The organism is Kribbella albertanoniae (genome assembly GCF_004348455.1).
Classification (GTDB): domain Bacteria; phylum Actinomycetota; class Actinomycetes; order Propionibacteriales; family Kribbellaceae; genus Kribbella; species Kribbella albertanoniae.
Map to the genome: position 1 here is coordinate 49,483 of NZ_SMKA01000005.1, position 25,888 is coordinate 75,370.

Annotated in this window: 22 protein-coding genes and 1 pseudogene; 17 read left to right on the forward strand and 6 right to left on the reverse strand. The window is 68.0% G+C overall.

The window, feature by feature from the left end:
• Positions 1–27: 27 nt before the first annotated feature.
• A complete protein-coding gene (locus E1261_RS02750) occupies positions 28–768 on the reverse strand; it encodes a GntR family transcriptional regulator (RefSeq protein WP_165952330.1) in 741 nt (246 codons plus the stop codon).
• Between the two features lie 392 nt (positions 769–1,160).
• Between E1261_RS02750 and E1261_RS02755 the strand changes: the two genes are divergently transcribed.
• From E1261_RS02755 to E1261_RS02790, 8 genes are all read left to right on the forward strand, one after another.
• The gene (locus E1261_RS02755) at positions 1,161–1,949 is read left to right on the forward strand and encodes a TIGR03084 family metal-binding protein (protein WP_132401262.1); all 789 of its coding nucleotides are present in this window, start codon (positions 1,161–1,163) and stop codon (positions 1,947–1,949) included.
• Positions 1,946–3,658 (forward strand): acyclic terpene utilization AtuA family protein, encoded by a 1,713-nt coding sequence (locus tag E1261_RS02760; protein WP_132401265.1) that lies wholly within the window; start codon positions 1,946–1,948, stop codon positions 3,656–3,658. The genes E1261_RS02755 and E1261_RS02760 overlap by 4 nt, the downstream gene beginning before the upstream one ends.
• Positions 3,613–4,782, forward strand: a complete 1,170-nt coding sequence (locus E1261_RS02765; protein WP_132401268.1) for an acyl-CoA dehydrogenase family protein — start codon at positions 3,613–3,615, stop codon at positions 4,780–4,782. The genes E1261_RS02760 and E1261_RS02765 overlap by 46 nt, the downstream gene beginning before the upstream one ends.
• Positions 4,783–4,847: 65 nt before the next feature.
• A complete protein-coding gene (locus tag E1261_RS02770) occupies positions 4,848–6,383 on the forward strand; it encodes an acyl-CoA carboxylase subunit beta (protein ID WP_238175967.1) in 1,536 nt (511 codons plus the stop codon).
• 32 nt (positions 6,384–6,415) lie between these two features.
• Complete coding sequence (locus E1261_RS02775; protein ID WP_165952331.1) at positions 6,416–8,299, forward strand: acetyl/propionyl/methylcrotonyl-CoA carboxylase subunit alpha; 1,884 nt, start codon at positions 6,416–6,418, stop codon at positions 8,297–8,299.
• Positions 8,296–9,453, forward strand: a complete 1,158-nt coding sequence (locus tag E1261_RS02780; RefSeq protein WP_132401277.1) for an acyl-CoA dehydrogenase family protein — start codon at positions 8,296–8,298, stop codon at positions 9,451–9,453. The genes E1261_RS02775 and E1261_RS02780 overlap by 4 nt, the downstream gene beginning before the upstream one ends.
• Positions 9,454–9,466: 13 nt before the next feature.
• Positions 9,467–11,032: an AMP-binding protein gene (locus E1261_RS02785; RefSeq protein WP_132401280.1), complete on the forward strand. Its 1,566-nt coding sequence runs from the start codon at positions 9,467–9,469 to the stop codon at positions 11,030–11,032.
• The gene (locus tag E1261_RS02790; protein WP_132401283.1) at positions 11,025–11,630 is read left to right on the forward strand and encodes a TetR family transcriptional regulator; all 606 of its coding nucleotides are present in this window, start codon (positions 11,025–11,027) and stop codon (positions 11,628–11,630) included. Before E1261_RS02785 ends, E1261_RS02790 begins: the two co-directional genes overlap by 8 nt.
• Here E1261_RS02790 and E1261_RS02795 read toward each other — a convergent pair.
• On the reverse strand, positions 11,603–12,334 hold the full coding sequence (locus tag E1261_RS02795) for an AraC family transcriptional regulator (protein WP_132401286.1): 732 nt from the start codon (positions 12,332–12,334) through the stop codon (positions 11,603–11,605). The two genes, E1261_RS02790 and E1261_RS02795, sit on opposite strands and share 28 nt — an antisense overlap.
• A 54-nt stretch (positions 12,335–12,388) precedes the next feature.
• Between E1261_RS02795 and E1261_RS02800 the strand changes: the two genes are divergently transcribed.
• Both E1261_RS02800 and E1261_RS46235 read left to right on the forward strand, forming a co-directional pair.
• Positions 12,389–13,522 carry an MFS transporter gene (locus E1261_RS02800; protein ID WP_238175968.1) on the forward strand — a complete coding sequence of 378 codons (1,134 nt, stop codon included), beginning with the start codon at positions 12,389–12,391 and terminating at the stop codon, positions 13,520–13,522.
• A gap of 5 nt (positions 13,523–13,527) precedes the next feature.
• A pseudogene (locus E1261_RS46235) lies at positions 13,528–14,544 on the forward strand (serine hydrolase domain-containing protein); the annotation flags it as partial.
• Positions 14,545–14,571: 27 nt separating this feature from the next.
• Here E1261_RS46235 and E1261_RS45850 read toward each other — a convergent pair.
• Entirely contained in the window at positions 14,572–16,653 is a 2,082-nt protein-coding gene (locus tag E1261_RS45850) for an NACHT domain-containing protein (protein ID WP_238175969.1), read from the reverse strand.
• A gap of 81 nt (positions 16,654–16,734) precedes the next feature.
• Between E1261_RS45850 and E1261_RS02810 the strand changes: the two genes are divergently transcribed.
• On the forward strand, positions 16,735–18,189 hold the full coding sequence (locus E1261_RS02810; RefSeq protein ID WP_132401292.1) for an MDR family MFS transporter: 1,455 nt from the start codon (positions 16,735–16,737) through the stop codon (positions 18,187–18,189).
• Here E1261_RS02810 and E1261_RS02815 read toward each other — a convergent pair.
• Positions 18,182–18,766, reverse strand: coding sequence for a hypothetical protein (locus tag E1261_RS02815; RefSeq protein ID WP_132401295.1), 585 nt, complete (start codon positions 18,764–18,766; stop codon positions 18,182–18,184). The genes E1261_RS02810 and E1261_RS02815 overlap by 8 nt on opposite strands.
• 38 nt (positions 18,767–18,804) lie before the next feature.
• Between E1261_RS02815 and E1261_RS45855 the strand changes: the two genes are divergently transcribed.
• On the forward strand, positions 18,805–19,866 hold the full coding sequence (locus tag E1261_RS45855) for a GNAT family N-acetyltransferase (RefSeq protein ID WP_202874257.1): 1,062 nt from the start codon (positions 18,805–18,807) through the stop codon (positions 19,864–19,866).
• Here E1261_RS45855 and E1261_RS02830 read toward each other — a convergent pair.
• Positions 19,831–20,262 carry a MarR family winged helix-turn-helix transcriptional regulator gene (locus tag E1261_RS02830; protein WP_132401394.1) on the reverse strand — a complete coding sequence of 144 codons (432 nt, stop codon included), beginning with the start codon at positions 20,260–20,262 and terminating at the stop codon, positions 19,831–19,833. The genes E1261_RS45855 and E1261_RS02830 overlap by 36 nt on opposite strands.
• Before the next feature lie 28 nt (positions 20,263–20,290).
• On the opposite strand from E1261_RS02830, the gene E1261_RS02835 reads away from it, so the two are divergent.
• Positions 20,291–20,689, forward strand: coding sequence for a MarR family transcriptional regulator (locus tag E1261_RS02835; protein ID WP_202874258.1), 399 nt, complete (start codon positions 20,291–20,293; stop codon positions 20,687–20,689).
• 348 nt (positions 20,690–21,037) lie between these two features.
• Here E1261_RS02835 and E1261_RS45070 read toward each other — a convergent pair whose 3' ends face one another.
• On the reverse strand, positions 21,038–21,208 hold the full coding sequence (locus tag E1261_RS45070) for a hypothetical protein (RefSeq protein ID WP_238175970.1): 171 nt from the start codon (positions 21,206–21,208) through the stop codon (positions 21,038–21,040).
• Between the two features lie 229 nt (positions 21,209–21,437).
• Between E1261_RS45070 and E1261_RS02840 the strand changes: the two genes are divergently transcribed.
• From E1261_RS02840 to E1261_RS02855, 4 genes are read left to right on the forward strand one after another with little or no spacing between them, the layout of a single operon-like run.
• Positions 21,438–22,751, forward strand: coding sequence for an NsdA family TPR-like regulatory protein (locus tag E1261_RS02840; protein WP_132401297.1), 1,314 nt, complete (start codon positions 21,438–21,440; stop codon positions 22,749–22,751).
• 26 nt (positions 22,752–22,777) lie between these two features.
• Positions 22,778–23,335: a GNAT family N-acetyltransferase gene (locus tag E1261_RS02845; protein WP_132401300.1), complete on the forward strand. Its 558-nt coding sequence runs from the start codon at positions 22,778–22,780 to the stop codon at positions 23,333–23,335.
• A gap of 33 nt (positions 23,336–23,368) precedes the next feature.
• On the forward strand, positions 23,369–25,018 hold the full coding sequence (locus E1261_RS02850) for a PHP domain-containing protein (protein WP_132401303.1): 1,650 nt from the start codon (positions 23,369–23,371) through the stop codon (positions 25,016–25,018).
• A 26-nt stretch (positions 25,019–25,044) separates the two neighbouring features.
• On the forward strand, positions 25,045–25,887 hold the full coding sequence (locus E1261_RS02855) for an oxygenase MpaB family protein (RefSeq protein WP_132401306.1): 843 nt from the start codon (positions 25,045–25,047) through the stop codon (positions 25,885–25,887).
• Position 25,888: the final 1 nt, after the last annotated feature.

Below are 25,888 nucleotides of genomic sequence, written 5' to 3' on the forward strand. Positions count from 1 at the left end.
TCGGAGCGGGTCGGACGGCCTCGACATTTAGAAACTGGTGGCTCGTGCTCGCGGGGTTTGGGTCATCCGGAGTTCGGTGGTGAAGGCGTAGCGGTCGCCTCGGTAGAGCGCCGAGGTGTACTCGAAGACGCGGTCGCGACTGTCGAAGCTGATGCCGTGGGTGGCCAGACACGGCTGGGTGACCGGGATGTCGAGCCAGGCGGCGGTCTTGGCGTCGGGCATGACTGGTTCGAGCCGCGACGTGCCGCTGACCACGTCGATGCCGTAGCGGTTCGTCAGCAGGTCGTACATGGACCCGTTGAGATCCTCGGCCTCCAGGCCGGGAACGTAGGCCGCGGGCAAAGTGGTCCGCTCGACCACCATCGGGAAGTCGTCGGCCAGCCGCAATCGGGTGAACGCGATGATCGGATCCCCGACCGGAATCCGCAGCCTCCGAGCGGCTGCCCGCTCAGCCTTCTGGTGGCGGAACTCGAGTACCTGGTTGCCCGGCCGCATCCCGCGCCGGCGGATGTCCTCGGAGAACCCGATCATCCCCAGCCAGCGCGCCACCTTCGGGCGGGTGGTGTACGTGCCGCTGCCGTGCCGCCGTACCAGCAGCTCTTCGATCACGAGCTCGTCGACAGCACGACGCAACGTCATCCGTGCCACGTTCCAGCGCACGGCCAGCTCCCGTTCGGGCGGCAGCGCAGCGCCCTCCGGCAGCGTGTCGATCAAACTCAGCAACAACGCCCGGATCTCGGCGGCCTTCCCCGGCAGCGAACCATGCATGCCTCTTGGGTAACACCCCAGCATGCCCCACCGAAAGCTTTTCCACCGCCGTCGAAGCCATCCTCACTAGACCACCGAAGAACCCGGGCCGCGCGAGCGCATCAGGTCCACTTGGGTACGGCGATTGTGGTGGGGCGGCGAGGCGGACCTGCGCCACTGATCAACCCGCTCCTGACCGCTTCAGGCCGCTCGCGCTGAGCGGGAACCCAGCAGGCCGCGCGCAGTTGGTCAGTGCTGGCGGTCCGCACATCCGATTGGTCCACCAGGAACCGGGTAGCTGGAGAGCGCGCTGTCCGTCCTCGAAAGTCTTCATTCGGAAAACAAGCGCGCTTGATTCTTTTTGGGGATCGTGCCAATGTCGGGGGCACGATCTCCACCCCCTGGGAGTGCGCGTGCTTGTTGACGAGGTGCTGGCGGATCTGTGGGCCGAGGGTGCTGAGCTGGATCGGCTTGTTGGTGGGTTGGCTGCTGACGAGTGGGCTCGGCCGACGCCGGCTGACGGATGGACGATCGCGCATCAGATTGCGCATCTGGCGTGGACGGATGAGGCCGCGCGGATGGCGGTGGCAGAGCCGGAGGGGTTTGCGGAGCTGCTCAAGCAGGGGGCGGCCAATCCGACTGGGTACGTCGACGATGCGGCGGCTGAGGGTGCGGCGCTGCCGCCGGATCAGTTGCTGGTGTATTGGCGGGAGTCGCGGGCGGACCTGGCCGAGGTGCTGAAGGGGGTGCCGGCTGGGGAGAAGATTCCGTGGTTCGGGCCGCCGATGAGCGCTACGTCGATGGCTACTGCGCGGCTGATGGAGACGTGGGCGCACGGGCAGGATGTGGCTGATGCGCTGGGGGTTCGGCGGCTGCCGAGCAATCGGCTGCGGCATGTTGCGCATCTGGCGGTGCGGACGCGCGGGTTCGCGTACCTGCTGCACGGGCGGACGGCACCGGACGCCGAGATTCGGGTCGAGTTGACCGGGCCGGATGGGGATGTGTGGAGCTGGGGGCCGGAGGATGCGGCGCAGCGGGTGAGTGGGCCGGCGTTGGACTTCTGTTTGCTGGCGACTCAGCGGCGGCATCGCGACGATCTCGCGGTTGTCGCCGAGGGTGCGGATGCGGACGAGTGGCTGGGGATCGTGCAGGCGTTCGCGGGGTTGCCGGGTAAGGGACGCGAGCCGGGGCAGTTCGCGTGAACGCGCCCATCCGGATCGGGAACGCTTCGGGGTTCTATGGAGATCGGTTCAGCGCGGTGCAGGAGATGCTGACCGGTGGGCCGCTGGATGTGCTGACCGGGGACTACCTGGCTGAGCTGACGATGTTGATCCTCGGGCGGGATCGCCTGAAGGATCCGTCGCTCGGCTATGCGCGGACGTTCCTGAAGCAGCTCGAAACCAGTCTCGGCGAGGCGCTCGATCGGGGCGTGAAGATCGTCAGCAACGCCGGCGGCCTGAACCCGGCTGGCCTCGCGCAAGCGATCCAAGAACTCGCGGACCGCCTCGGCCTGCATCCGAAGATCGCGTACGTCGAGGGCGACGACCTGCTCGCCCGAGCCGCCGAGCTCGACCTCGGTACGCCGTTGACGGCCAACGCGTATCTCGGCGCCTGGGGAATCGCCGAGGCACTGCAGGCCGGGGCCGACGTCGTCGTGACCGGTCGCGTCACCGACGCATCCGTGATCGTCGGACCCGCCGCGGCGCACCACGGATGGAAGCGGACCCAGTACGACGAACTCGCGGGCGCGGTGGCCGCCGGGCATGTGATCGAGTGCGGCTGCCAGGCAACGGGCGGCAACTACTCGTTCTTCAGCGAGATCCGCGACCTCGGCCGGCCCGGGTTCCCGATCGCGGAGATCCATGCGGACGGCAGCAGCATCATCACCAAACATGACAAGACCGGTGGCGCGGTCACGATCGACACGGTCAAGGCACAGTTGCTGTACGAGATCACCGGCGCCCGGTATGCCGGTCCGGACGTGACCACCCGCCTCGACACGATCGAACTCAGCGAAGACGGTGACGACCGGATCCGGATCAGCGGGGTCCGTGGTGAGGCGCCACCGCCGACGTACAAGGTCTCGTTGAACAGCGTGGGCGGCTTCCGCAACGAGGTGACCTTCGTGCTGACCGGCTTGCAGTTGGAGGAGAAGGCCGAGCTGGTCAAGGCGCAGCTCGAGCGAGGGCTCGCGAAGCAGCCGGCCGAGCTGCAGTGGACGCTCGCCTGGACGGAGAAGCCGAACGCGGATTCCGAGGAGGAGGCCAGCGTCTTCCTGCGCTGCGCGGTGAAGGATCCGGATCCGAAGGTGGTCGGCCGGGCGTTCTCCAGTGCTGCGGTCGAGTTGGCGTTGTCGAGCTACCCCGGGTTCCACGCGGTCGCGCCGCCTGGGGACGGATCGCCGTACGGCGTCTTCCGGGCCGGGTACGTCGATATCCACGAGGTGGAGCACGTCGTCGTACTGCCCGATGGGGCGCGGGTGATCATCGAACCTGCAGCGGAGACGCAGCCTCTGACTCCGGCTGAGGATGCGGGGCTGCCGATCCCGTTGCCGTCGCTGGCGTCGACGGGTCGGCCGCGGACGCGTGAGGTTCCGCTCGGACGGCTCGTGGGTGCGCGGTCCGGGGACAAGGGCGGCGACGCGAACGTCGGGGTGTGGGTGCGCGACGAGAAGGCGTGGCGGTGGTTGGCGCACACGCTGACTGTTGAGCTGTTCCAGGAGTTGCTGCCGGAGACTGCCGAGCTGACCGTGACGCGGTACCTGCTGCCCAATCTGCTGGCGATGAACTTCGTGGTCGAGGGGTTGCTGGGTGAAGGGGTTGCCGCGCAGGCGCGGTTCGATCCGCAGGCCAAGGCGGTCGGCGAATGGTTGCGATCTCGATATGTCGACATCCCGGAGATGTTGCTGTGAGCGCCGAACGGTTAGCACTGAGAGAGAGCGTGCGGCGGTTCATGGCGGCGGAGGTGTTGCCGCAGCTGGATCAGTGGGAACGGGACGGCGAGCTGCCGCGAGAACTGCACAAGAAGGCTGGTGCGCTGGGGCTGCTCGGGGTGGCGTTTCCCGAGGAGGTCGGCGGGGGCGGTGGGTCGTTGCGCGACATGCTCGCGGTGGTTGAGGAGATGCATTACGCGGGCGGTTCGGGTGGGTTGGTCGCGTCGCTGCTCACCTGTGGAATCGCCGTACCGCATATCGTTGCTGCGGGCAATCAAGAGCAGATCGACCGGTGGGTGCTGCCGACGCTGGAAGGCGAACTGATCGGCGCGCTCGCGATCACCGAACCCGATGGTGGTTCGGATGTTGCGTCGCTGCGGACGACCGCCGTACGCGATGGTGATTTCTTTGTGGTCAATGGCGCGAAGACCTACATCACCTCAGGGGTGCGCGCGGACTTCGTCACGACTGCGGTCCGCACGGAGGGTCCGGGTGCGCACGGGGTCAGTCTGCTGGTGCTGGAACGCGGGATGTTCGAGGTGTCGCGGAAGCTGGAGAAGATGGGCTGGCTCTGCTCGGACACTGCCGAGCTGAGCTTCACTGATGTCCGGGTGCCGGTGCAGAACCTCGTCGGCGCGCCGGGTTCGGGCTTCGTCCAACTGGCGGTGAACTTCGTGGCTGAACGACTCACGCTCGCCGTCCAGGCGTACGCCGGCGCACAGCGCGCGCTCGACCTGACTGTGCGGTGGTGCCGGGATCGGGAGACGTTCGGGCGACCGTTGATCTCGCGGCAGACGGTTCAGCACACGCTCACCGAGATGGCCCGGCGGATCGACGTCGCGCGGGTGTACGTGCAGCACGTCGCCGAGCGGGCCGAGCGTGGCGATGACGTGATCGCGGAGACGTGTTTCGCGAAGAACACGGCGGTCGAGGCCGGGCAGTGGGTGTGCGACCAGGCGCTGCAGTTGCACGGCGGGCTCGGGTACATGCGCGAGTCCGAGATCGAGCGCCAGTACCGCGACCAACGCATCCTCGGCATCGGCGGTGGTGCGACCGAAATCCTCACCAGCCTGGCAGCCAAACGACTGGGGTACACCTCATGAGCACCGTAACGTCCGAACATCCGGAGACCACGCCCTCCGATCCTTCGGACGTTAATCGTCGGGGGATGCTGGACAAGCTCGCGGCACTCGACGCTGAGCATGCGAAGGCGTTGGCGGGGGGTGGGGAGAAGTATGTGGCGCGGCATCACGCGCGCGGGAAGTTGCTGGCGCGGGAGCGGATCGAGTTGCTGATTGATCCGGACAGCGCGTTTCTGGAGTTGTCGCCGTTGGCTGGGTGGGGGTCGGACTTCACGGTTGGCGCGAGTTTGGTGACGGGGATCGGCGTCGTGGAGGGCGTTGAGTGTCTGATCACGGCGAATGACCCGACCGTGAAGGGTGGCGCGAGTAACCCGTGGACGTTGCGGAAGGCGTTGCGGTCGGACGAGATCGCGCGGGCGAACCGGCTGCCGGTGATCAGCCTGGTCGAGTCCGGCGGCGCGGATCTGCCGACGCAGAAGGAGATCTTCATCCCGGGCGGCGCGATGTTCCGGAATCTGACCCGGCTGTCGGCCGAAGGGATCCCGACGATCGCGCTGGTGTTCGGCAATTCGACCGCGGGCGGTGCGTACATCCCGGGGATGAGCGACTACGTGGTGATGGTCGACGGGGGCGCGAAGGTGTTCCTGGCCGGGCCGCCGCTGGTGAAGATGGCGACCGGTGAGGACGCCGACGACGAATCGCTCGGTGGTGCGTCGATGCACGCGCGGAAGTCGGGGCTGGCGGACTACTTCGCGGTCGACGAGCAGGACGCGATCCGGCTCGGGCGGCAGATCGTGTCGCGGTTGAACTGGACGAAGCAGGGGCCCGCGGCAGCGCCGTCGTACCGGGAGCCTTTGTACGACGCGGACGAGCTGCTCGACATCGTGCCGGGGGATCTGAAGATCCCGTTCGATCCGCGGGACGTGATCGCTCGGGTGGTGGACGGGTCGGTGTTTGACGAGTTCAAGCCGTTGTACGGGTCGTCGCTGGCGACTGGATGGGCGTCGGTGCACGGGTATCCGGTGGGGATTCTGGCGAACGCGCGCGGCGTGCTGTTCAGCGAGGAGTCGCAAAAGGCGGCACAGTTCATCCAGCTGGCGAATCGGTCGGATACGCCGCTGATCTTCCTGCACAACACGACCGGGTACATGGTCGGTCAGGAGTATGAGCAGGGCGGGATCATCAAGCACGGTGCGCAGATGATCAACGCGGTCGCCAACTCCAAGGTGCCGCACGTATCGATCCTGATGGGCGCGTCGTACGGCGCCGGGCACTACGGGATGTGTGGGCGCGCGTTCGATCCACGGTTCCTGTTCGCGTGGCCGTCGGCGAAGTCGGCGGTGATGGGGCCGCAGCAGTTGGCCGGGGTGTTGTCGATCGTGGCGCGGGCTGCTTCGGAGGCGAAGGGGCTGCCGTACGACGAGGACGGGGACGCGAAGATGCGCGCGTACGTCGAGGGTCAGATCGAGGCGGAGTCGCTGCCGATGTTCCTCTCCGGACGCCTGTACGACGACGGTGTCATCGATCCCCGGGATACGCGAACCGTGCTGGGTATCTGTCTGTCCGCGATCCACTCCGCACCGGTGGAGGGCACGTCCTCCTTCGGTGTCTTTCGGCTGTGATCCGGATGTCCACTTCAGCCAAGGAGCCGCGCGTGATCACATCCGTGCTTGTTGCCAACCGCGGGGAGATCGCTCGTCGGGTGTTCCGGACAGCTCGGTCGTTGGGGCTGTCGACAGTCGCCGTTTACTCCACGGCTGACGCCGATGCGCCGTACGTCGATGAGGCGGATGCGGCGGTGCATTTGCCGGGGAACGCGCCTGGGGAGACGTATCTGCGCGGGGAGTTGGTGATTGAGGCGGCGCTGCGGGCGGGGGCGGATGCGGTGCATCCGGGGTATGGGTTCCTGTCGGAGAACGCTGGGTTTGCCCAAGCGGTGATCGAGGCTGGGTTGACGTGGATCGGGCCGCCGGTGGATGCGATCTCGTCGATGGGTTCGAAGATCGAGGCTAAGAAGCTGATGGCCGCGGCTGGGGTGCCGGTATTGGCTGAGCTCACGCCGGCTGAGGTTTCGGAGGCTGACCTGCCGGTGCTCGTGAAGGCCTCGGCGGGTGGTGGTGGGCGCGGGATGCGGGTGGTGTCGCGGCTCGCGGATCTGCCGGGTGAGATCGAGGCGGCGTCGGCGGAGGCGTTGTCGGCGTTCGGAGATGGGACTGTTTTTTGCGAGCGGTATCTGCCGGCCGGGCGGCATGTCGAGGTGCAGATCCTGGCTGATCAGCACGGGACGATCTGGGCGGTCGGGGAGCGGGAGTGCTCGATCCAGCGGCGGCATCAGAAGGTGGTCGAGGAGGCGCCGTCGCCGTTGGTTTCCCGCATCCCATCCATGCGTCCGTTGCTGTTCGACGCGGCCCGGAAGGCTGCGGCGGCGATCAGTTACGTCGGGGCGGGGACCGTTGAGTTCCTGGCTGATGAGGACGGGAACTTCTACTTCCTCGAGATGAACACCCGCCTCCAGGTTGAGCACCCGGTCACGGAAGAGACCACAGGGCTGGACCTTGTGGAGCTGCAGATCGCGGTTGCGGACGGCCTAAAGCTTTCGGACGAGCCGCCTCCCACCGTGGGGCATGCGATCGAAGTGCGCTTGTACGCCGAGGACCCGCACCACGACTGGCAGCCGCAGACCGGTGTGCTTCACAAGTTCGCGGTGGATCCGAGTGTGCGGGTGGACTCGGGGGTGGAGGATGGGTCGATCGTCTCCCCTTACTACGACTCGATGCTGGCCAAGGTGGTTGCCTTCGGCCCCGATCGGACAGCCGTTGCGAGGCGGTTGGCGGGGGTTCTGGAGCGGGCGACCATCCATGGGGTGGGTACCAACCGGGACCTGCTCGCGTGGATCTTGAGGCATCCGGCGTTCTTGGCTGGGGAGACTGATACTGCGTTCTTCGCCACGCACGGGATTGGTGGGGCCGCTGGGTCCGCGGAGATGGCTGCGCTGGCGGCGGCGTTGGCGGACGCGGCGGGGCGGACCGGGCCGGTTCGGGTGCCTAGTGGGTGGCGGAACTTGGCGTCGCAGCCCCAGCGGAAGAGCTATCGGGTGGGCGAAACCACTTATGACGTGGAGTATCGGCTGACCCGGGACGGGTTGGTGGTCGAGGGCAACATTCAGCTGGTCGAGAGTTCGCCGGAGCGCGTCGTACTGGAGATTGACGGCGTACGGCGGGTGTTCGAGGTGGCGGCGTACGACGGGCTGGTTTGTGTGGGGTCGGTCAATCTGATTCCGGTACCGCGGTTCGTGGATCCGTCGGAGCAGGTGGCAGCGGGGTCGTTGGTGGCGCCGATGCCGGGGACGGTGATCCGGGTCGGGGTCAAGGTCGGTGAGGTGGTGAAGCAGGGGCAGCCGCTGTTGTGGCTGGAGGCGATGAAGATGGAGCACACGATCGCCGCGCCGGTCGACGGTGTCGTCGGTGAGCTCAAGGTCGAAGCAGGTCAACAGGTCGAGGTCGGCGCCGTACTGGCTGTCGTTGGGGAGAACGCATGAGCTTCGTGGAGTCGGAAGAGCGTCAAGCGCTGCGCAAGGCGGTCGGCGAGCTGGGGAAGAAGTACGGCTACGAGTGGTTCGACAAGCAGGCGCGCAGCGGGGGGAACACCAGCGAGCTGTGGCAGGAGGCCGGGAAGCTGGGCTACCTCGGCGTCAACCTGCCCGAGGAGTACGGCGGCGGTGGCGGCGGCATGGGTGATCTGTCGATCGTGCTCGAGGAGCTCGGTACGGCGGGATGCCCGCTGCTGATGATGGTCGTGTCGTCGTCGATCGTCGGCACGGTGATCACGCGGTTCGGCACGGCTGAGCAGAAGCAGCAGTGGTTGCCCGGGCTGGCCGACGGGTCGACCACGATGGCGTTCGCGATCACCGAGCCCGATGCGGGATCGAATTCGCACCAGATCACCACGACTGCCCGCCGTACCGAGGACGGCTGGTCGTTGTCCGGGCGGAAGGTGTTCATCTCCGGACTCGACGTGGCACAGGCGATGCTGGTGGTCGGGCGGACCGAGGATGCCCGGACCGGCAAGCTGAAGCCGGCGTTGTTCGTCGTACCGACGGATGCGGCCGGGGTCGAGTTCCAGCAGATCGAGATGGATCTGATCAGCCCGGACAAGCAGTTCACGCTGTTCCTGGACGACGTTCAGCTGCCGCCAGAGGCGTTGGTCGGGTCCGAGGACGCGGCGCTGATGCAGTTGTTCGCGGGGCTGAACCCGGAGCGGATCATGGCGTCGGCGTTCGCGATCGGGATCGCCCGGCACGCGCTCGGCAAGGCGATCGCGTACGTCAAGGAGCGGACGGTCTGGAAGACTCCGATCGGCGCCCACCAGGCGATCGCGCACCCGCTGGCGCAGATCAAGATCGAGCTCGAACTGGCCCGGCTGATGATGCAGAAGGCGGCCGCGCTGTACGACGCCGGTGACGACCTGGGCGCGGGTGAGGCCGCGAACATGGCCAAGTACGCCGCGGGTGAGGTTGCGGTCCGCGCCACCGACCAGGCGGTCCAGTCGCTCGGCGGCAACGGCATGACCAAGGAGTACGGCGTCGCTGCGCTCTCCACGGCCGCTCGCGCGGCCCGGATCGCGCCGGTGAGCCGGGAGATGATCCTCAACTTCGTCGCCCAGCACAGCCTGGGTCTCCCCAAATCCTACTGAGAGGCCGCCGCCCATGATCATCACCAGCCAGTTTCCGCCAGTCGAGATTCTTGACGTCCCGCTGCACGATGCCGTCCTCGGGCGCGCCCAGGAGTACGGCGATCGCCCCGCGCTCGTGGACGCGGTCAGCGGCCGCGAGATCAGCTACGCCCAGCTCGACACGATGACGCGGCGGGTCGCGGCCGGGCTGGCCGAGCTCGGGATCCGGCCCGGTGACGTGGTCGCGCTCTACAGCCCGAACACGATCCTCTACCCGGTCGTCTTCTACGGCACCACCCGCGCGGGTGCGACCGTAACCACAGTCAACGCGCTCTACACGGCCGACGAGCTGCACAAGCAACTGGTCGACTCGAAGGCCAAGCTGCTGGTGACGATCTCGTTGTTCCTGCCGGTCGCCACGGCCGCGATCGAGGGCACCGACGTCACGGAGATCTTCGTCTGCGACCAGGCCGAGGGCTACCGCTCCGTCATGGAACTGGTCGCCTCGACCGCGCCTGAGCCGTCAGTCACCATCAATCCCGCCGAGGACGTCGCGGTGCTGCCGTACTCGAGCGGGACGACCGGCTCCGCCAAGGGCGTGATGCTGACGCACCGCAACATCGCGACCAACCTCGTCCAGGCCGAGGCCACGTTCTCGATGGAGGAGGGTGAGCGGATCATCGCGATTCTGCCGTTCTTCCACATCTACGGGCAGGCCGTGCTGATGAATCTGCCGTTCCGCTTCGGCGTGACGGTCGTCGTACTGCCGAAGTTCGAGCTGCAGCAGTTCCTGACCACGCTCGACGAACAGAAGATCACCCGCGCGTTCGTCGCGCCGCCGATCGTGCTGGCGCTGGCGAAACACCCGGCGGTGGACGGCGTCGATCTGTCGGCGCTGAAGTACCTGACGTCGGCGGCGGCCCCGCTGGATGCGGAGCTGGCCGAGGCGTGCGCGAAGCGGCTCGGGCTGGCTTCAGTGCTGCAGTGCTACGGGATGACCGAGCTGTCGCCGGGGACGCACGCCATCCCGCAGGACGACCCGGAGCCGCCGCCCGGCGCGGTCGGCAAGCTGTTCCCGTCCACCGAACAGCGCATAGTCGGTGCCGATGGCAACGATGTGGCCGACGGCGAGGTCGGGGAGATCTGGATCCGCGGGCCGCAGGTGATGAAGGGCTATCTCGGTCGGCCGGCCGAGACCGATGCGACCATCGATCGCGAGGGCTGGTTGCACACCGGCGACCTCGGGCGGGAGGACGAGCGCGGTTATCTGTACGTCGTGGATCGGGTCAAGGAGCTGATCAAGTACCACGGGTACCAGGTGCCGCCGGCCGAGTTGGAGGCCGTGCTGCTGACCGACGAGCGGATCGCGGATGCGGCGGTGATCGGGGTCGTGCAGGACGGCAACGAGGTGCCGAAGGCGTTCGTCGTACCGATGCCGGGGTCGGGGCTGACCGAGGCCGACGTTCTGGAGTACGTAGCGGCGCGGGTGGCGCCGTACAAGAAGGTGCGGCAGGTGGAGTTCATCGAGGCGGTGCCGAAGGCTGCGTCCGGGAAGATCCTGCGGCGTGAGCTCAGAGCGCGCGAGGCTGCGCGTGAGTGAGGCAGTCCGAGCGCCCCAACAGGACCGCAGCCGGGCTACCCGGCAGCGGTTGCTGGAGGCCGCGGTCGATTCGCTCGCCGACGTCGGGTACGCCGCAACCACGGTGGCTGTGGTCGCGGCCCGGGCCGGTGTGTCGCGTGGTGCTGCTCAGCACCACTTCCCGACACGGGCGGACCTGTTCGCGGCGGCGGTCGAGTACATGACCGAGGTGCGGCTGGCGGAGATCCGGGCCGCGCAACTGCCCGCCGGGCCGGGGCGGACCGAGGCGATCGTGAGCCTGCTCGTGGACGTCTACACCGGTCCGCTCTTCAAAGCCGCGCTGCACCTGTGGGTTGCTGCCTCGACCGAGGAGCCGCTGCGCGCGCAGATCGTCCGGCTGGAAGAGCGGGTCGGACGGCGTGCACACCGGGCACTGCTCGACGTACTGGACGTTTCGGAGCGGACGCCCGGCGTACGGGAGACGGTGCAGGGTGTGCTGGACATGGCACGCGGACTGGGGCTGGCTGACCTGCTGTCGGATGACAGCGCGCGTCGGCGTGGAATTGTGCGGCAGTGGAGCAGAATCCTCGATCAGGCCTTGCTTGCGCCTGGTGTGTGACCGAAGGACCTTCTGAAGGTGTCAATGAACGCACTGGTCGACGCCCAGCCGCACTGGTGAGCCACTCGGGTCACTGACTCGCCGGCCGCGAGCAGTCTGAGTGCTGTGTGCAGTCTGAGTTGGGTGCGCCATTGCGGGAAGGTCATGCCGAGGTCTGAGCGGCAGAGTCGGCTCAGGGTGCGTTCGCTCGCGCCGACGTGCGCACCGAGTTCGGTGAGGGTGCGGTTGTCGGCTGGGTCGTTGTGGAGGAGCTCGCAGAGGGCCGCCAGGCGGGGGTCGCTCGGAGTGGGTAGGTAGGTGGGGCGTTGAGGTGACCGCCGGAGCTGGTCCAGCAGTACGGCGTACAGCCTGCTGCGTTCGGCTGGCTCGTCCATGGGAGCTGTGTAGGTGAGGATCAGCTCCCGCAGCAGTGGGCTGACGACCAGCGCGGACGGCAGCTCGAGAGCTAGCGGGTTCTCGGTCAGGCCGATGGTGTGCAGGGCGGTGTAGCCGTAGGCACGGTGTTCGTGGACGGTGCCGGCGGGGATCCAGATGGCGCGATTGGCCGGGGCGATCCAGCTCCCGGCGTCCGTGGTGACAGCCAGCACGCCCTGACCGGCGTACACGATCTGGTGCTCGTCATGCCAGTGCGCGTCGATCGCCCCACCGGCGGGGATCGGCAGGATCCCGGTGGTGGCCTGATCAGCTTGGCGGGTTTGCGGCATAGGTTGGCATTTTATCGGAAGCCGGACACGCGCTGTGGGGACGACGATCGATGGGTGAGGAAAATCCCGCCCATTGGGCTGATGGCGATCGGGCATGCGTGCGTCGATGTGTACCAAGGCGCCGTACCGGCTCTGGTGCCGTTCCTGGTCGCCGAACGCGGCCTCGGGTACGTCGCAGTCTCCGGGATCACGCTCGCCGCGACGCTGCTGTCATCCGTGGTGCAGCCGGTGTTCGGGGTGCTGACGGACCGGCGGCCGTTGACCTGGCTGATCCCGGTGAGCATGACGACGGCCGGGCTCGGGATCGCGCTGATCGGGGTCGGCGACGTCTACTGGCTGGCGTGGCTCGCGGCCGCATTGTCGGGCCTCGGGGTCGCGGCTTACCACCCCGAGGCGGCTCGGATGGCGCGGGCCGTGAGTGGTGGCAGCCATGTCGGGATGAGCTGGTTCTCGGTCGGCGGGAACCTCGGGTTCGCGTTGGCGCCTGCGCTGGTGACACCGATCATTGCGGTCGGCGGGTTGGGGTGGACGCCGGTGCTGATCGTTCCGGCGTTGGTCGGCGCGGTGATCACCCGCGTGGCGGTCCGGTCCACGAGTTTTGTTGCTGCGGGCAACAGTCTGGCGATCGTAGGCTCTGATGACTGGTCGTCTTTCCTGCGGTTGTCGGTGATGATGGTCTTCCGCTCGATCGTGTTCGTCGGCCTCGGCACCTTCATCGCCCTGTACGCCGGCCAACGGGTCGGCGGCGGAACCACCACCGGCGGGATCGCCCTGTTCATCCTGTTCGCCTTGAGCGCGGTCGGCACCCTGCTCGGCGGCCGGTTCGCCACCCGCTTCGGGCGGATCCGGACGTTGCGCGCGTCGTACGGGATCGCCGTACCGGCGCTGGCCGGGCTGGTGTTCGTGCCCGGGCCGGCGTTCTTCGGCTTCCTCGGGCTGACCGCGATCGCCATGGCCGTCCCCTTCTCCCTGCACGTCACCCTCGGCCAGGACTTCCTCCCCACCCGCGTCGGCACCGCCGGCGGCATGACGCTGGGACTAGCCGTCAGCATCGGCGGCATCGGCACCCCGATCCTCGCCACCCTCGCCGAGCACACCTCCCTCCACACCGCCCTCTCCACCCTGATCGCCCTCCCCCTCGCCTGTGCCCTGATCGGCTACGCCCTCAAAGAACCCGTCACGGAGTGATCCCTGTGCAGAATTTTCTCGATGATCTGGTCGCCAGCGGCCGCGAACGCGGGCTGCAGGTCGCGGCCTGTCTGGACGGTGAGCTGATCGTCGACGCCTGGGCGGGGACCGCTGGTCCGGACACGCTCTTCCCGGTCTTCTCGGTCAGCAAGGGGATCGGCGCGACCGTCGTCCACATCCTGGTCGATCGCGGACTCGTCGGGTACGACGATCGCGTCGCTGAGCTCTGGCCGGCCTTCGGCAAGCACGGCAAGGACGTGATCACGGTTGGGCAGGTGCTGGAGCACAGCGCCGGGGTGCCGTTCTTCCCCGCGGGGCTGACGCCGGACGAGATCGCCGATGAGAAGCTCGTCGCGGGCCTGATCGCTGAACAGCCGCTGGCCTGGGAGCCGGGGACGCAGACCGGGTATCACAGCCTCACGTTCGGCTACCTCGTCGACCACATCGTCCGCGGTGCGTCCGGGCAGACGCTCGGCGAGGCCGTACACGCGTTGATCGCACAGCCGCTCGGGATCGCGGACGAACTGTTCGTCGTCCCGCCTGTGCAGTTCGCGGATCGGTTGGCCGAGGTGGACGACTCCGCGTTCGACCCGTCGGTGTTCGGGGAGACGTTCCAGCGGGTCGTCGGCGGGATGACGATCGGGTCGATGGTTCCACGCCGTACGACGCCACCGGGCCGATCGTGGTCGATGGCCGCGCCACTGCCGTTCGGCGCGACGATGACAGCGCGTGCAGGAGCGCGACTGTACGGCGTACTGGCAACAGGTGGTGAGCCACTGCTGTCCGCGGAGACGCTGGCCGCTGCCACGCGCATCCGGCGGCGGGACGCGGATGTGGTGGTCGGCGTACCGGTGCTGAAGTCCTACGGGTACTCGCATGGTGACGAGGTGACCGGTGGCCGGCCGGAGGCGTTCGGCTTCGGCGGTCTGGGTGGCTCGGAGGCTTACGCCGACCCGACGACACGCCTGTCGTTCGCCTTCACCCACAACAGGCTCACACCCCCGACCGAGGTCGACTCAGCGATCGAGCTGGCAAAGCGAGTGCGTGCGCTAGCGGCGAGCGGTCTTACGGCGGTTGACCTTGGCCGCCAGTTCGTCCGGGTTGCAGTCGGCCAGGTGGTCGCGGATGAGCAGGTGGATGAAGGAGTACTCGCCGGGCGCGGTGCGGGCGAGGACGAAGCGGTCGGCTGCATACGTGAGGAAGGCGCGGCGGCGCCAGGGCAGGTCGCCGTTCCAACAGAGGAGGACGTCGAAGAGGACGCGGTAGAGCCGGCCGGAACGCAGCGTCTGGCCGGGCCAGATGCCAACGGAGACGAATCCGAAGAGCAGACCGGGTAGGACCGCGAGGTCGTGTCCAGTGAAGTCGGCTCCCAGAGCTGCTGCCAGGGCTAGACCGGCCAGGCCGCCGCCGAGTGCCCACGACGCGAGCCGCCAGTAGGCCAGCGGCCGCTCCTCGTATGGCCAGGACGGCGGGAAGCTGAGGGTGCGGATGCCCCACGCGACGAACAGACCGATCACGAAGCCAGGCGGGAACCCACCCTGGAGGATGATGGCTGCCGGTAGCAGCTCGATCAGTCCCATCGCGGCGACGAGCAGAACGACACTGGTGGACAGTCCGAGGATCAGACCCAGCAGCAGCACAACCAGCTGCCGTCGACCGCCGGTGCGGAGCGAGATGACGTCTCGGGCGGCGGGCCAGCGGACAGAGAGCAGGACAGCCGGTACGGCGACGGTCAAGCCGGCGACGACGCCGTACTGAGCTGTGGTTGCCAGAGTCGCCCCAGCCACGAGGCCGCCGAGCAGAGCGGGCAGGCCAACGACGTGCAGCAGGTACACAACGTCCGGATGGATGAGGCCGTCCTGGCTGCCGGGGTTGGGCCAGCGCGGCACCACGGTGTGGGCGCCGCGGCGGTTGCTGGTGCGCCAGGCGAGGGTTCGTAGCGCGCGGACGGCGGCGAGGGCGCCGTACTCGCGCTGCGTGGACCGGCGCCGGGCGAGTACCTCGACGATGAACGTGTCGAACAGGCCGCGTCGTACGTCGGCCGGGTCGTCGGCCGCAACGTCGCGGTCCTGGTAGGCGAGGAGGAGGACGTTGAGCATCAGCGGGGAGTTGACGAGGTCCCACAGTTCGTCGTCCTGCTCGATGGCTGCGCGGGCGCCGTCCAGTTCGGGGCCGACGGTGGCGAAGTAGTCGAGGACCTGCTGCCGGGAGAGCCTGATGTCGACGGCGCCCTGGACGCGGAGCGGAGTCTTGAGGTGCTCGTAGTCGTGGGTGCGGCAGGTGACGGCGAGTCTGGCGATCGAGTAGCTCATCCGCAGCTCGTCGAGGACGCCGGCCAGCTTGTCGCGGTGGGCGGGGTCGATCTCGTCCAGACCGTCCAGCAGCAGCGCGAAGCGGCCGTTGACCAACCACCGTCGACCCGCTGCGGGATGGATGCCGTACCGGTTATCGAGCTCGTCGAGCAGCCAGCGGACGAAGCCGGCCAGCAGCGGGCTGTCGCGCGGGTGATCGTCGGGACCGCGCGACACCGACGCCGTCCAGCCCGACAGGTTCACGAGGACCGGGATCGGCTCGGTCTCGTCGGCGTGCGCCTGCTCGGCGAGAGTGCGGGCCAACTCGAGGAGCAGGGTCGTCTTGCCTGCTCCGGGCGCGCCGAGGATCAGCATCGAGAACTCGAGGTCGTCGAAGACGGTGGCGATGTGGGCGTCTTCCGGCAATGAGTGCGGCTCACTGTCGAGCGGCCGGACGACGATGTCGTACGGGCGGGCGACCACCTCGGGACGTTGGTCGAGCGCCAGGGCGACCCGGGTCTGGGCGGCGAGGGAGACATCGACCCGCCGCTGCAGGTAGCGGTCCACCTGGGCCAGCGCGTTCGCCCGGTTGCGGGGTTTGTCGGCCGAGCGGCTGGCGATCACCGGCCGTTGGCGGCTGCGGACTTCGGCGAGGGCGGTCAGCACGAGGATCAGCCAGAGGACGCCGATCGCCGGCCACGTCCAGGCGACGTACGGGGCGAGGAAGGCGGGCGCCGTACCGCCGGTGCCGACGTTGATCGCGATCGGGAGCAGGACCAGGCTGAGCGAGGCGGTCAGCACGATCACGACGGCACGCAGCACGGTGTCACGGATCCTCACGCCCGGAGCGTATCGGTCCGTATCGGCCTGTGGATGGCCGCTGCCGGAGTTGTTCAACGATCACGTAAGTTGGCCTTTGTCATGACTACCGAGCGGATCGACCGCGGAGGTGTCGGGCTGCGGTCGGAACGCGGCCCGATTCTGCTCGCGGTGATGCTGAGTACCGGGCTGGTCGCACTCGACGCGACCATCCTGGCCACGGCCGTTCCCTCGGTGGTCGAGGACCTGGGTGGGTTCACGCAGTTCCCTTGGCTGTTCTCGATCTACCTGCTGGCCCAGGCGGTCTCGGTGCCGATCTACGGCAAGCTCGCCGATCTGCGCGGGCGGAAGCCGATGATCCTGTTCGGGGTCACGCTCTTCGTTGTCGGGTCGGTGCTATGTGGGTTCGCCTGGAGCATGCCGGCGCTGATCGCGTTCCGGCTGATCCAGGGGATCGGTGCGGGTGCGATCCAGCCGATCGGGATGACGATCATCGGCGACATCTACACGGTCGCCGAGCGGGCCAAGGTCCAGGGTTATCTGGCCAGCGTGTGGGGGATCTCGTCGTTCGTCGGGCCGACGCTCGGTGGGGTCTTCTCCGACTACATCTCGTGGCGCTGGATCTTCTTCGTGAACGTGCCCCTCGGTATCGCGGCGGCGATCGTGCTCCGCAAACGCTTCCAGGAGAAGACGGCCGAGAAGACGAAACACCAGATCGACTACGCGGGCGCCGTACTGCTGGCTGTCGGTGGTTCGCTGCTGCTGCTCGGCCTGCTCGAGCGTGGCGTGATGTGGGCCTGGGATTCGCCCGTCAGCATCGTGATCCTGACCGTCGCGGTGATCCTGATCGTGGCCTTCGGCCTGGTCGAACGCCGGGCGGCCGAGCCGATCCTGCCGCCGTGGGTGTTCAGCCGCCGGGTGCTCAACTCGGCCAACGCGACCGCGTTCCTGATCGGCCTGCTGATGATGGGACTGTCGACGTACGTGCCGGTCTTCGCGCAGGGCGTGCTCGGGACGTCCGCTTTGATCGCCGGCTTCACGCTGGCCGCGATGACGATCGGCTGGCCGATCTCGGCCTCGTTGTCCGGCCGGATCTACCTGCGGCTCGGGTTCCGCTGGACGATGCTGCTCGGCTCGGCCTTCGTCGTACTGGGCGCCGGAATCCTGCTGACCGTCGGTGCGACCAGCAGCGTGTGGCAGCTCGCCGCAGCCTGCTTCGTGATCGGCGTCGGCCTCGGCTTCTCCTCCGCACCGGCCGTCGTCGCGGCCCAGTCCTCGGTCGACTGGCAGCACCGCGGTGTCGTCACCGGCACCAACATGTTCGCCCGCTCGGTCGGCAGCGCCGTCGGCGTCGCCACCTTCGGCGCAGTGGCCAACGGCGAGATCGCCGCCCGCCTCGGCGGCGCCCACGAGGACCTGGAAAAACTCCCCGCCACCGTCCTCGCCCCCGCCATCCACGACGTCTTCTACGGCGCCGCGGCAGCCGCCGTACTACTCATAGTCGCCGTAGCGTTCATCCCCAACCGCATCCCCGAAAAGCCGCTCGGCTCTAGTTAGGCAGCGGACCGGTCAGCCCGAACCACAAGCTGACCCCGAGCAACACAACCCACAGGCAGCCAAGGCCGTACCCGACCCGCACCTGAGTAGCCGTCGGCAACGGCTTGCGGGCCACCTTGCTCACGATCAGCAGGACGACCAGGCCGAGCACGAATGTCAGGATGACCGACCCCACCGCGGCCGCCCACCCATAGCTGATCGGTGTGGCCAGATGCTGCACGTCACCGAACCGCTTCTCGTTCCCGCCGTCACCCCGATGCCCGAGCAGCATCGACGAACTCGCCGCGACGGTCGACATCACATAGGTCAGCACCGCCTTCAGCACCGGGCTCAGCCGTCGCCGCAGCACGAACATCGCCGTCATCACCACCAGTGGCCCGCCCATCCACGCCCACCCGACCGCCCGCAGTACAAGCTCGTCCGTCCCGGCAACATCACCGATGGACCGAACCACGTCACGAACCACCAGATCGCCGAAAACCCCCGACAGGATCAGTACGGCGAACGCCGTCAACGGCGCGTACTTCGCCCACCGCCCGAGAGCGACGAGCATCAGGATGATGGGTGAGTTCCGCACGGACGAACTCTGTCAGACGAGCGGTCTAGGTTTTGAGCATGCGGAACGTCGATTGTGTGGGTGCGCTGATTCGGGATGAGCGTGGGCGGGTTTACGTGCATCGGCGGACGGCGGATCGACGGTTGCTGCCTGGGCAGTGGGACGTTGTCGGGGGACATGTCGAGGTGGGCGAGACGCCGGAGCAGGCGCTGGCGCGGGAGGTCGAGGAGGAGACGGGATGGACGGTTCGCGAGGTGCTGGGGATCGTCTCGGACTGGGAGTGGGAGCTCGAAGGTCGCGTACGACGTGAGCTCGACTACCTGATCACCGTCGACGGGGATCTCGGGCGGCCGCGGTTGGAGGTGGGGAAGCATGATGCGTCGGCGTGGGTCGGGGTGGACGACCTGGAGTTGTTGATGGTGGGGCGGACCGATGGGGACCGGCGGTTGCGGGACATCGTGGCGCACGTGGTGCGGATGCGGTTGACCGAGCGGCTGCGACTTGAACCGATCAGTGGACCGGGTGCGGTCCTGGGCGGACATGTGGCGGACCTGGTGCGGTTGTTCGGGGATCCGTGGGTGGCGCGCTGGTACGGCGAGGAGTGGTCGCCGGAGGTGGCTGCGGAGCGGGCGGCCGCGATGCATCGCGCCTGGGAGCGCGATTCGGTGTGCAAGTGGATTGCGTACGAGCGGTCTGGTGGGGAGTTGGCCGGGCGGGGTGGGTTGTCCCGGATGACAGCCGGTACGCCGACGGCCGTGGCGATCGAGGAGCTGGTCGGTGCGGAGTGGGCGGTCGACCGGCTCGAGTTGGGGTGGGCGCTGGTCGAGTCGGCGCGCGGGCGTGGGCTGGCGACGGAGATCGGGCGGGCCGGGCTGGAGTTCGCGTTCGAGACGTTGGGAGCACAGGCAGTGATCGCTTTCACCGAGCGTCACAATCACGCCTCGCGGGCGGTGATGGACCGGCTCGGGATGACGTACGCCGGTGAGATCACCGCGGAAGGCTGGATCGAGGGCTCAAGCCTGGTGCAGCCCGACGCCCCTTTCGCGGTCCATGTCCGCGGACCAGGACCGGACCTCGAGCGGTCCTCAGTGCTCGAGCGCGGCGACGAAGCGGGTCAGTAGCTGGGCGAAGTTCTCCTGCTCGAGCTCTGTCCAGCCGGTCATCGCGGTGGCGAAACGCCGGCGCCGGTGGTCGTGGACGGCGTCGAGTTGCTCGCGGCCTGCGTCGGTCAGGACCAGATTGGTCCGGCGTCCGTCCGCCTGATCCGCCTCACGACGAACCAGTCCGGCTGTGACCGCCGCTGCCACCAACTTGCTGGCCCGCGGCTGGTCCACGCCGAGCGCGGCCGCGACTCCGTTGACGCCGATCGGCGTCGTACCGGCTGCTTCGAGGGCATCGAGAACTTCCTGGACCGGATCTGCTCGGCCGGCCTGCTCCGCGAACGTGCGGCGGGTCTGCCGACGGCGGATCGTGACCATGGCCGCCTCCACGCGACCGACTGCGTCAGGGGTTGTCATCACCGCTCCAGAGTATATGCTCAAAGACATGTATATGTCAGATGACAACAAGCCTATCGGGTGGTGGCTCAAGGAGCTCGACGGCCTGCTGGAGTCGTCGTTCGAGCGACTCCTGGCCGCCGACGGACTGACCCGCAGGCAGTGGCAGGCACTGAACGCCGCGGCTGGCCCGGAGCCGATCGCGGCCGCGCTGGCGCCTTTCCTCGACGGCAACGCCGAAACGCTCGCGGCGGTCACCGAGCCACTGGCTGTGCGCGGCTGGCTCCTGGGCGATGAACTCACACCCTCCGGCCAGGCAGCGCTCACCGGATTGACCGCGAAGGTGCGGGAGCAGCGGAGGCTGGTGACGGCCGGCGTCAGCAACGACGAGTACGCGGCGACGATCGACGTACTGCGACGGATGGCTCAAAACCTGAGCGCGACATGACAGCGGAGCAGGCCACCTCGGGGGGTGGTTCCTGGTGAGGTGTCAGGAACCACCGGTGGTGTCCTACCGCCCAGGACACCAAGCCCCGGCCTGGCCCGAGGTGTCGGCCAGGAGGTGGTGGTTGGAACGGCTGGGCGGCGGCGATACAGGGAACTCAGCCGCCGGCCCAGCCGGGCTTTGGGCGGTGCGGTCCGGGGCTGAGGAGTGCCCCGGACCGCACCTGGGTTTCGTTCGGAACTGAGGAGGGTCCCGAACCTTCCAGAAAGCTGAACCCTGAACGTGAGGAGACTCCAGGGTGCAGCACACCGAGTCTGAGGAGGACCCGGAAGCTTCAATCAGTTGTTTGAATCAGTTGCTGTCGAGCGGTCCGAGGAGGTCGTTGGTGACCTTCAGGCCGGCGAAACGGCGCCGCATCGCCTGCTCGTAGCGGGCCGCCAACGGCGCTTCCGCGACGTATTGGGCGATCACATGCTCGCCGAACCAGACCCGAACCCGGCGACGATGCTGTCGCGCCGTCATTTCCGCGATGCTCACTGCCTCTCACCCCGTAACTCTCAGCCCTTGCAACCAGTTGGACTTACTGGTTGTCATGGCAGTAATGGTGCACGAGCCCAACGTGACCGCTCTAGGACCTGAAGAGGACCTTTGCCGGACCTCTTCCGGACCTCTCGCGGACATCTGGAGGACAGCACCTTGTCGTGGGGCATGAGTCGAGACAACGTCTGTTCTGACGTGAACGGGAGGAACGATGGCGGCGAGGTTGGCGCCTAAGACGGTCCTGGCGCACTTGATCCAGCGCCGGAACCAGACCTACTCCGAGATCGTCGCCGAGTTCGTCGAGCTGGGTGGAACCATCACCGAGCGGCACCTGCGGCGTCTCGCATCGGGCGAGCGGGCAGGAACCACTCCACAGACCCGGCGCACCCTGCAACGCATGTTCGGAAAGCCGGTCGAGGAGCTCCTCGCGCCGTACGTCCCCGAGCAGGTGGCTCCGCAACACGCGGGCGGGCAGATGGTGCCGGTGGCTGCCACGGGTGGACGGATCACGACAGGTAACGAGATGGAGGTTCTCGACATGGCTGCCAGCCGAGCGAGGGCATTTGCCCTTGCGGCCCAGTCCGGTCTCGGAAGCGAGGCCATGGAACAGGTGTACGACGACGTTCGCCACGTCGCGAAGGCCTACCCGCAGCGCCCACTGCCGGAAATCCTCGGTCAGCTGGTGGAGACCCAGGACCTGGTCTTCGCACTGCTGGAGAGCCGGCAACGCCCGGAACACCTACGGCAGCTCTACTTCCTCGGCGGGGTGACCGGTGGTCTGCTCGCCAAGGCCTCCCACGACCTCGGCAACCCGCATGCGGCGCTGACGCAGGCGCGGACCGCGTTCCTGTGCGCCGACAACGCCGACCACCACGGCCTGCGCGCCTGGGTGCGCGGCCTGCAGTCCCTCGTCTCCTACTGGGCCGGCAACCCGCACGACTCCGTCCGCTACGCCCAGCTCGGCGCCGGCTATGCCGAGCAGGCCAACAGCACCACCAGCGTCTGGCTCCCGGTCAGCGAGGCCCGCGCCTGGGCCGCGCTCGGCAACCCGGAGGCCACCCGGGCCGCGCTCGAGCGGGCCGAGGACGCCTGGGACAACGTTCAGAACGACGACCTCGACGACATGGGCGGGCTGTGCACCTTCGGGCGCAACCGCCAGCTGTACTACGCAGCCGACGCGCTGGCGTGGCTGCCGGGTGAAGGCGAGCAGGCCGAGCGGTACTCGCGGCAGGCCGTCGACGCCTACGCCGACCAGAACCACCCGGAGTGGGCCTTCGGCGACGCCGCCGGCAGCCACGCCGCGATGGCGATCAGCCGGATCGCCACGGGCGAGCTGGACGGTGCCGCGGATGCGATCGCCCCGGTGCTCGACCTGCCGACCGAGCGCCGGATCAACGGTGTGGTGCACTCGGCCCGCCGGGTTCACCAGGCACTGCGGCAGTCCGGTCGCGCCGACGACGCCCGTGAGCTTCAGGAGGAGATCGAAACGTTCACCCGGACCCCGATGCAGACCCTCAACCGCTGACCCCCGGCGGCTTCGACAATCACCCTATGGAGCCTCTCAGCGGCGAGCTGACCGTACTGCGCGAGTTCCGCGAGAGCGATCTCGACGACTACCTGGCCATCTCCGGTGACGACCGGGTCACCGAGTGGATGGCGTTCGACAGTCACGACCGGGCGAAGGCGGCAGTGGTGCTGGCCGGCATCATCGAGCGCTCTGCCCGGGACGATCGACCCGACTACATGCTCGCCGTCACCCGCCGGGACGACGACCACGTGGTCGGTTTCGCACGAATCGCCCCGACCGGCCGGGCGGCGAAGCTCGGCTATGCCGTGCACGCCGACCACTGGGGCCGCGGGTATGCGACCGACGCCGCCAAGTTGCTGCTCGGTTTCGCGTTCGGCACCCTGGGCGTGCACCGGGTGACCGCAGCGATCGGCCCGGAGAACGAAGCCTCGATCGCGGTCGTCAAGCGGCTCGGCTTCAGCTACGAAGGTCACTTGCGTGACCATGTGTTCACCAACGGTGGCTGGCGGGATTCCTTGCTCTACTCGATCCTCGAGGATGAGTACGCCGATCGTTCATCTGCGCGTCATCTGGCGCCTTGACGGCCTTTTGTCCTTACCTGCAGGGTGGCGCCTATGCAGCAGCAGCTCCCCGAGTGGGCGGACACCGACGTACCGGCAGCAACCCTGGATCCGCAGGGGGTGTCCCGCCGGAATCTGATCCGGGGAGCCGGCCTGCTCGGCGCGGCCTTCACCGTGACCGCAGCCGGCGCAACGGAAGCGGCCGCCAGCACTGCGTCGTACCAGGGTAGTGACCCGGAGCTGGTCTACCTGGTCGGTGACCACCATGTGCACAGCCGCTACAGCCACGACGCGAAGTACGACTTCACGCAGCTCGCGCAGCGCGGGGCGCAGTTCGGGCTGGACTGGATGGCGTTCACCGAGCACAGCAACTTCGGGCACGCAGACAAGGGCGCAGTGGCCGAGAACGCCGAGGTCGTGAAGGCGCGGGCCGAGAACCCGCGGATGCTGATCTTCCAGGGCCTGGAGTGGTACATCCCGGCGGCCGAGCACGGCACCCTGCTGGTCTCCCCCGGTCCGAACAACGTCGCCCTGCTGCAGCAGTTCGAGCGGGAGTACGACGGGAAGCTGACCAACCGCTCGGGCAACACCCCGGAGAACGAGCAGCACGCGATCAAGGGCCTGCAGTGGCTGGCCGCTCAGAAGCGCAGTGGGTACGTCGACGACGTACTGGTACTCGCAAACCACCCACTGCGGCTCGGTATCGACGCACCGCACGAGATCCGCGGCTGGCGCGACACTGGGGTCTGCATCGGCATGGAGGGCGCACCTGGCTCGCAGGGCGACGCGGAGCCGGCCTGGGTGAAGTTCCGCGGTGCCACCAACGCGCAGCGCGGCGAGTACGTGAACTCCCCGAGCGCTGCGAGCTTCCCGGGCTATCCGCTCGACGCATACCGCACGTACGGCGGTTTCGACTGGGCGACCGCGACTGTCGGCGGACTGTGGGACAGCATGCTGGCCGAGGGCCGGCTGTTCTCGATCACCTCGAACAGCGACAACCACCGGACCATCTGGGACACCTGGACCGACGGTGTCTTCCCTCCCGGCCAAAACTTCGACAGCCTCGGCTGGAAGCCCTCACCGACCAACACGGACACCCCGCAGGCCGGCAGCGACTTCTGGCCGGGCCAGTTCAGCCGGACCCACGTGGGCGTCTCCCGGTACGGGTACCTCGAGGTGATGGCCGCACTGCGGGCCGGCCGCGTGTGGGTCGACCACGGTCAACTGGTCGACGGCATCGACGTACGGGTCGCTCCTGTGGGCTCCCGGCAGCGCGGGGTGACGCTGGGCGGACGTCTGCGGGTACGGCGGCATGAGCGGCTCGAGCTGCGGATCACCGTGACCAGTGCGACCCGGCCGAACTTCCACGGCGTACTGCCGCGACTGGCACACGTGGACGTGATCCGTGGTGCGGTGACCGGACCGACAGCCGACCGGGACACGTGGAAGGCACCTGACACCAGAGTGGTCGAGCAGGTCGACGTACATCGCCGTACCGGGACCTACGACCTCTGCATCCCGCTGGGACGGGCCGAGCGCTCGCACTACGTCCGGGTGCGCGGCAGCGACGGCAACCGGCACGGCGCCGGGTATCTGGGCAGCAGCATCGACCCGGCCGGCCCGATCCAGCACCCGACGAACGACGGCGACCCGTGGCTCGACACCTGGCTCTACACCAACCCGATCTTCGTTGACGTTGTTTAGCTTGGAGTGGTGGGCAGACTGGCTGTATGAGAGACCAGCTGGCCCGGATGATCCTGACGAAGGTCGCGGGGCCGGACCCACAGGCTGAGCGCGACCGGGTGCACAAGACGCCCGGTCCGCGCTGGTTCACACCGGACAGCCCGATCCAGCGGGTCCACGGTGATGCGTCGATGTTCGCGGGCGGTCTGCGCGCACTGCTGTTGCAGTCGCTGCATCCGCTCGCGATGGCGGCGGTCTCGGCGCACTCCGGGTACCGCGGTGACCCGTGGGGACGGTTGCAGCGGACCAGCTACTTCCTCGCCATCACGACGTACGGCGCTGTCCCGGACGCGGAGGCGGCAATCGCGCGGGTGCGGGCAGTGCATGAGCGGGTCCGCGGTGCGAACTACCGAGCATCCGACCCACACCTGCTGAAGTGGGTGCACGTCGCTGAGGTGGACAGCTTCCTCACCGCCCATCAGACGTACGGCGCTCACCCGCTCAACGCGGCCGAGCAGGATCAGTACGTCGAACAGTCGGCACTGGTGGCCGGCAAGCTCGGAGTGATCGACCCGCCGACCACGGTGGCCGAGCTGCGCCGGACACTCGCGACGTACCAGCCCGAGCTCCGTGGCACGACCGAGGCACGGCAGGCTGCCCGCTTCATCCTCGTGCACCCGCCCGTCCCCTGGGCCGCGCGACCGGCGTACGGCGTCCTCACCGCGGCCGCGGTCAGCCTGCTGCCGTGGTGGGCGCGCTGGCCGCTCCGCCTGCCCTACTTCCCTTTGACAGAACAAACCCTGGTCCGCGCGGCCGGTGACGGCCTCACCCGGACCATCCGATGGGCGCTGACGTCCCCGACGTTGGCAGAATCCGACAGAACGGCTTAAC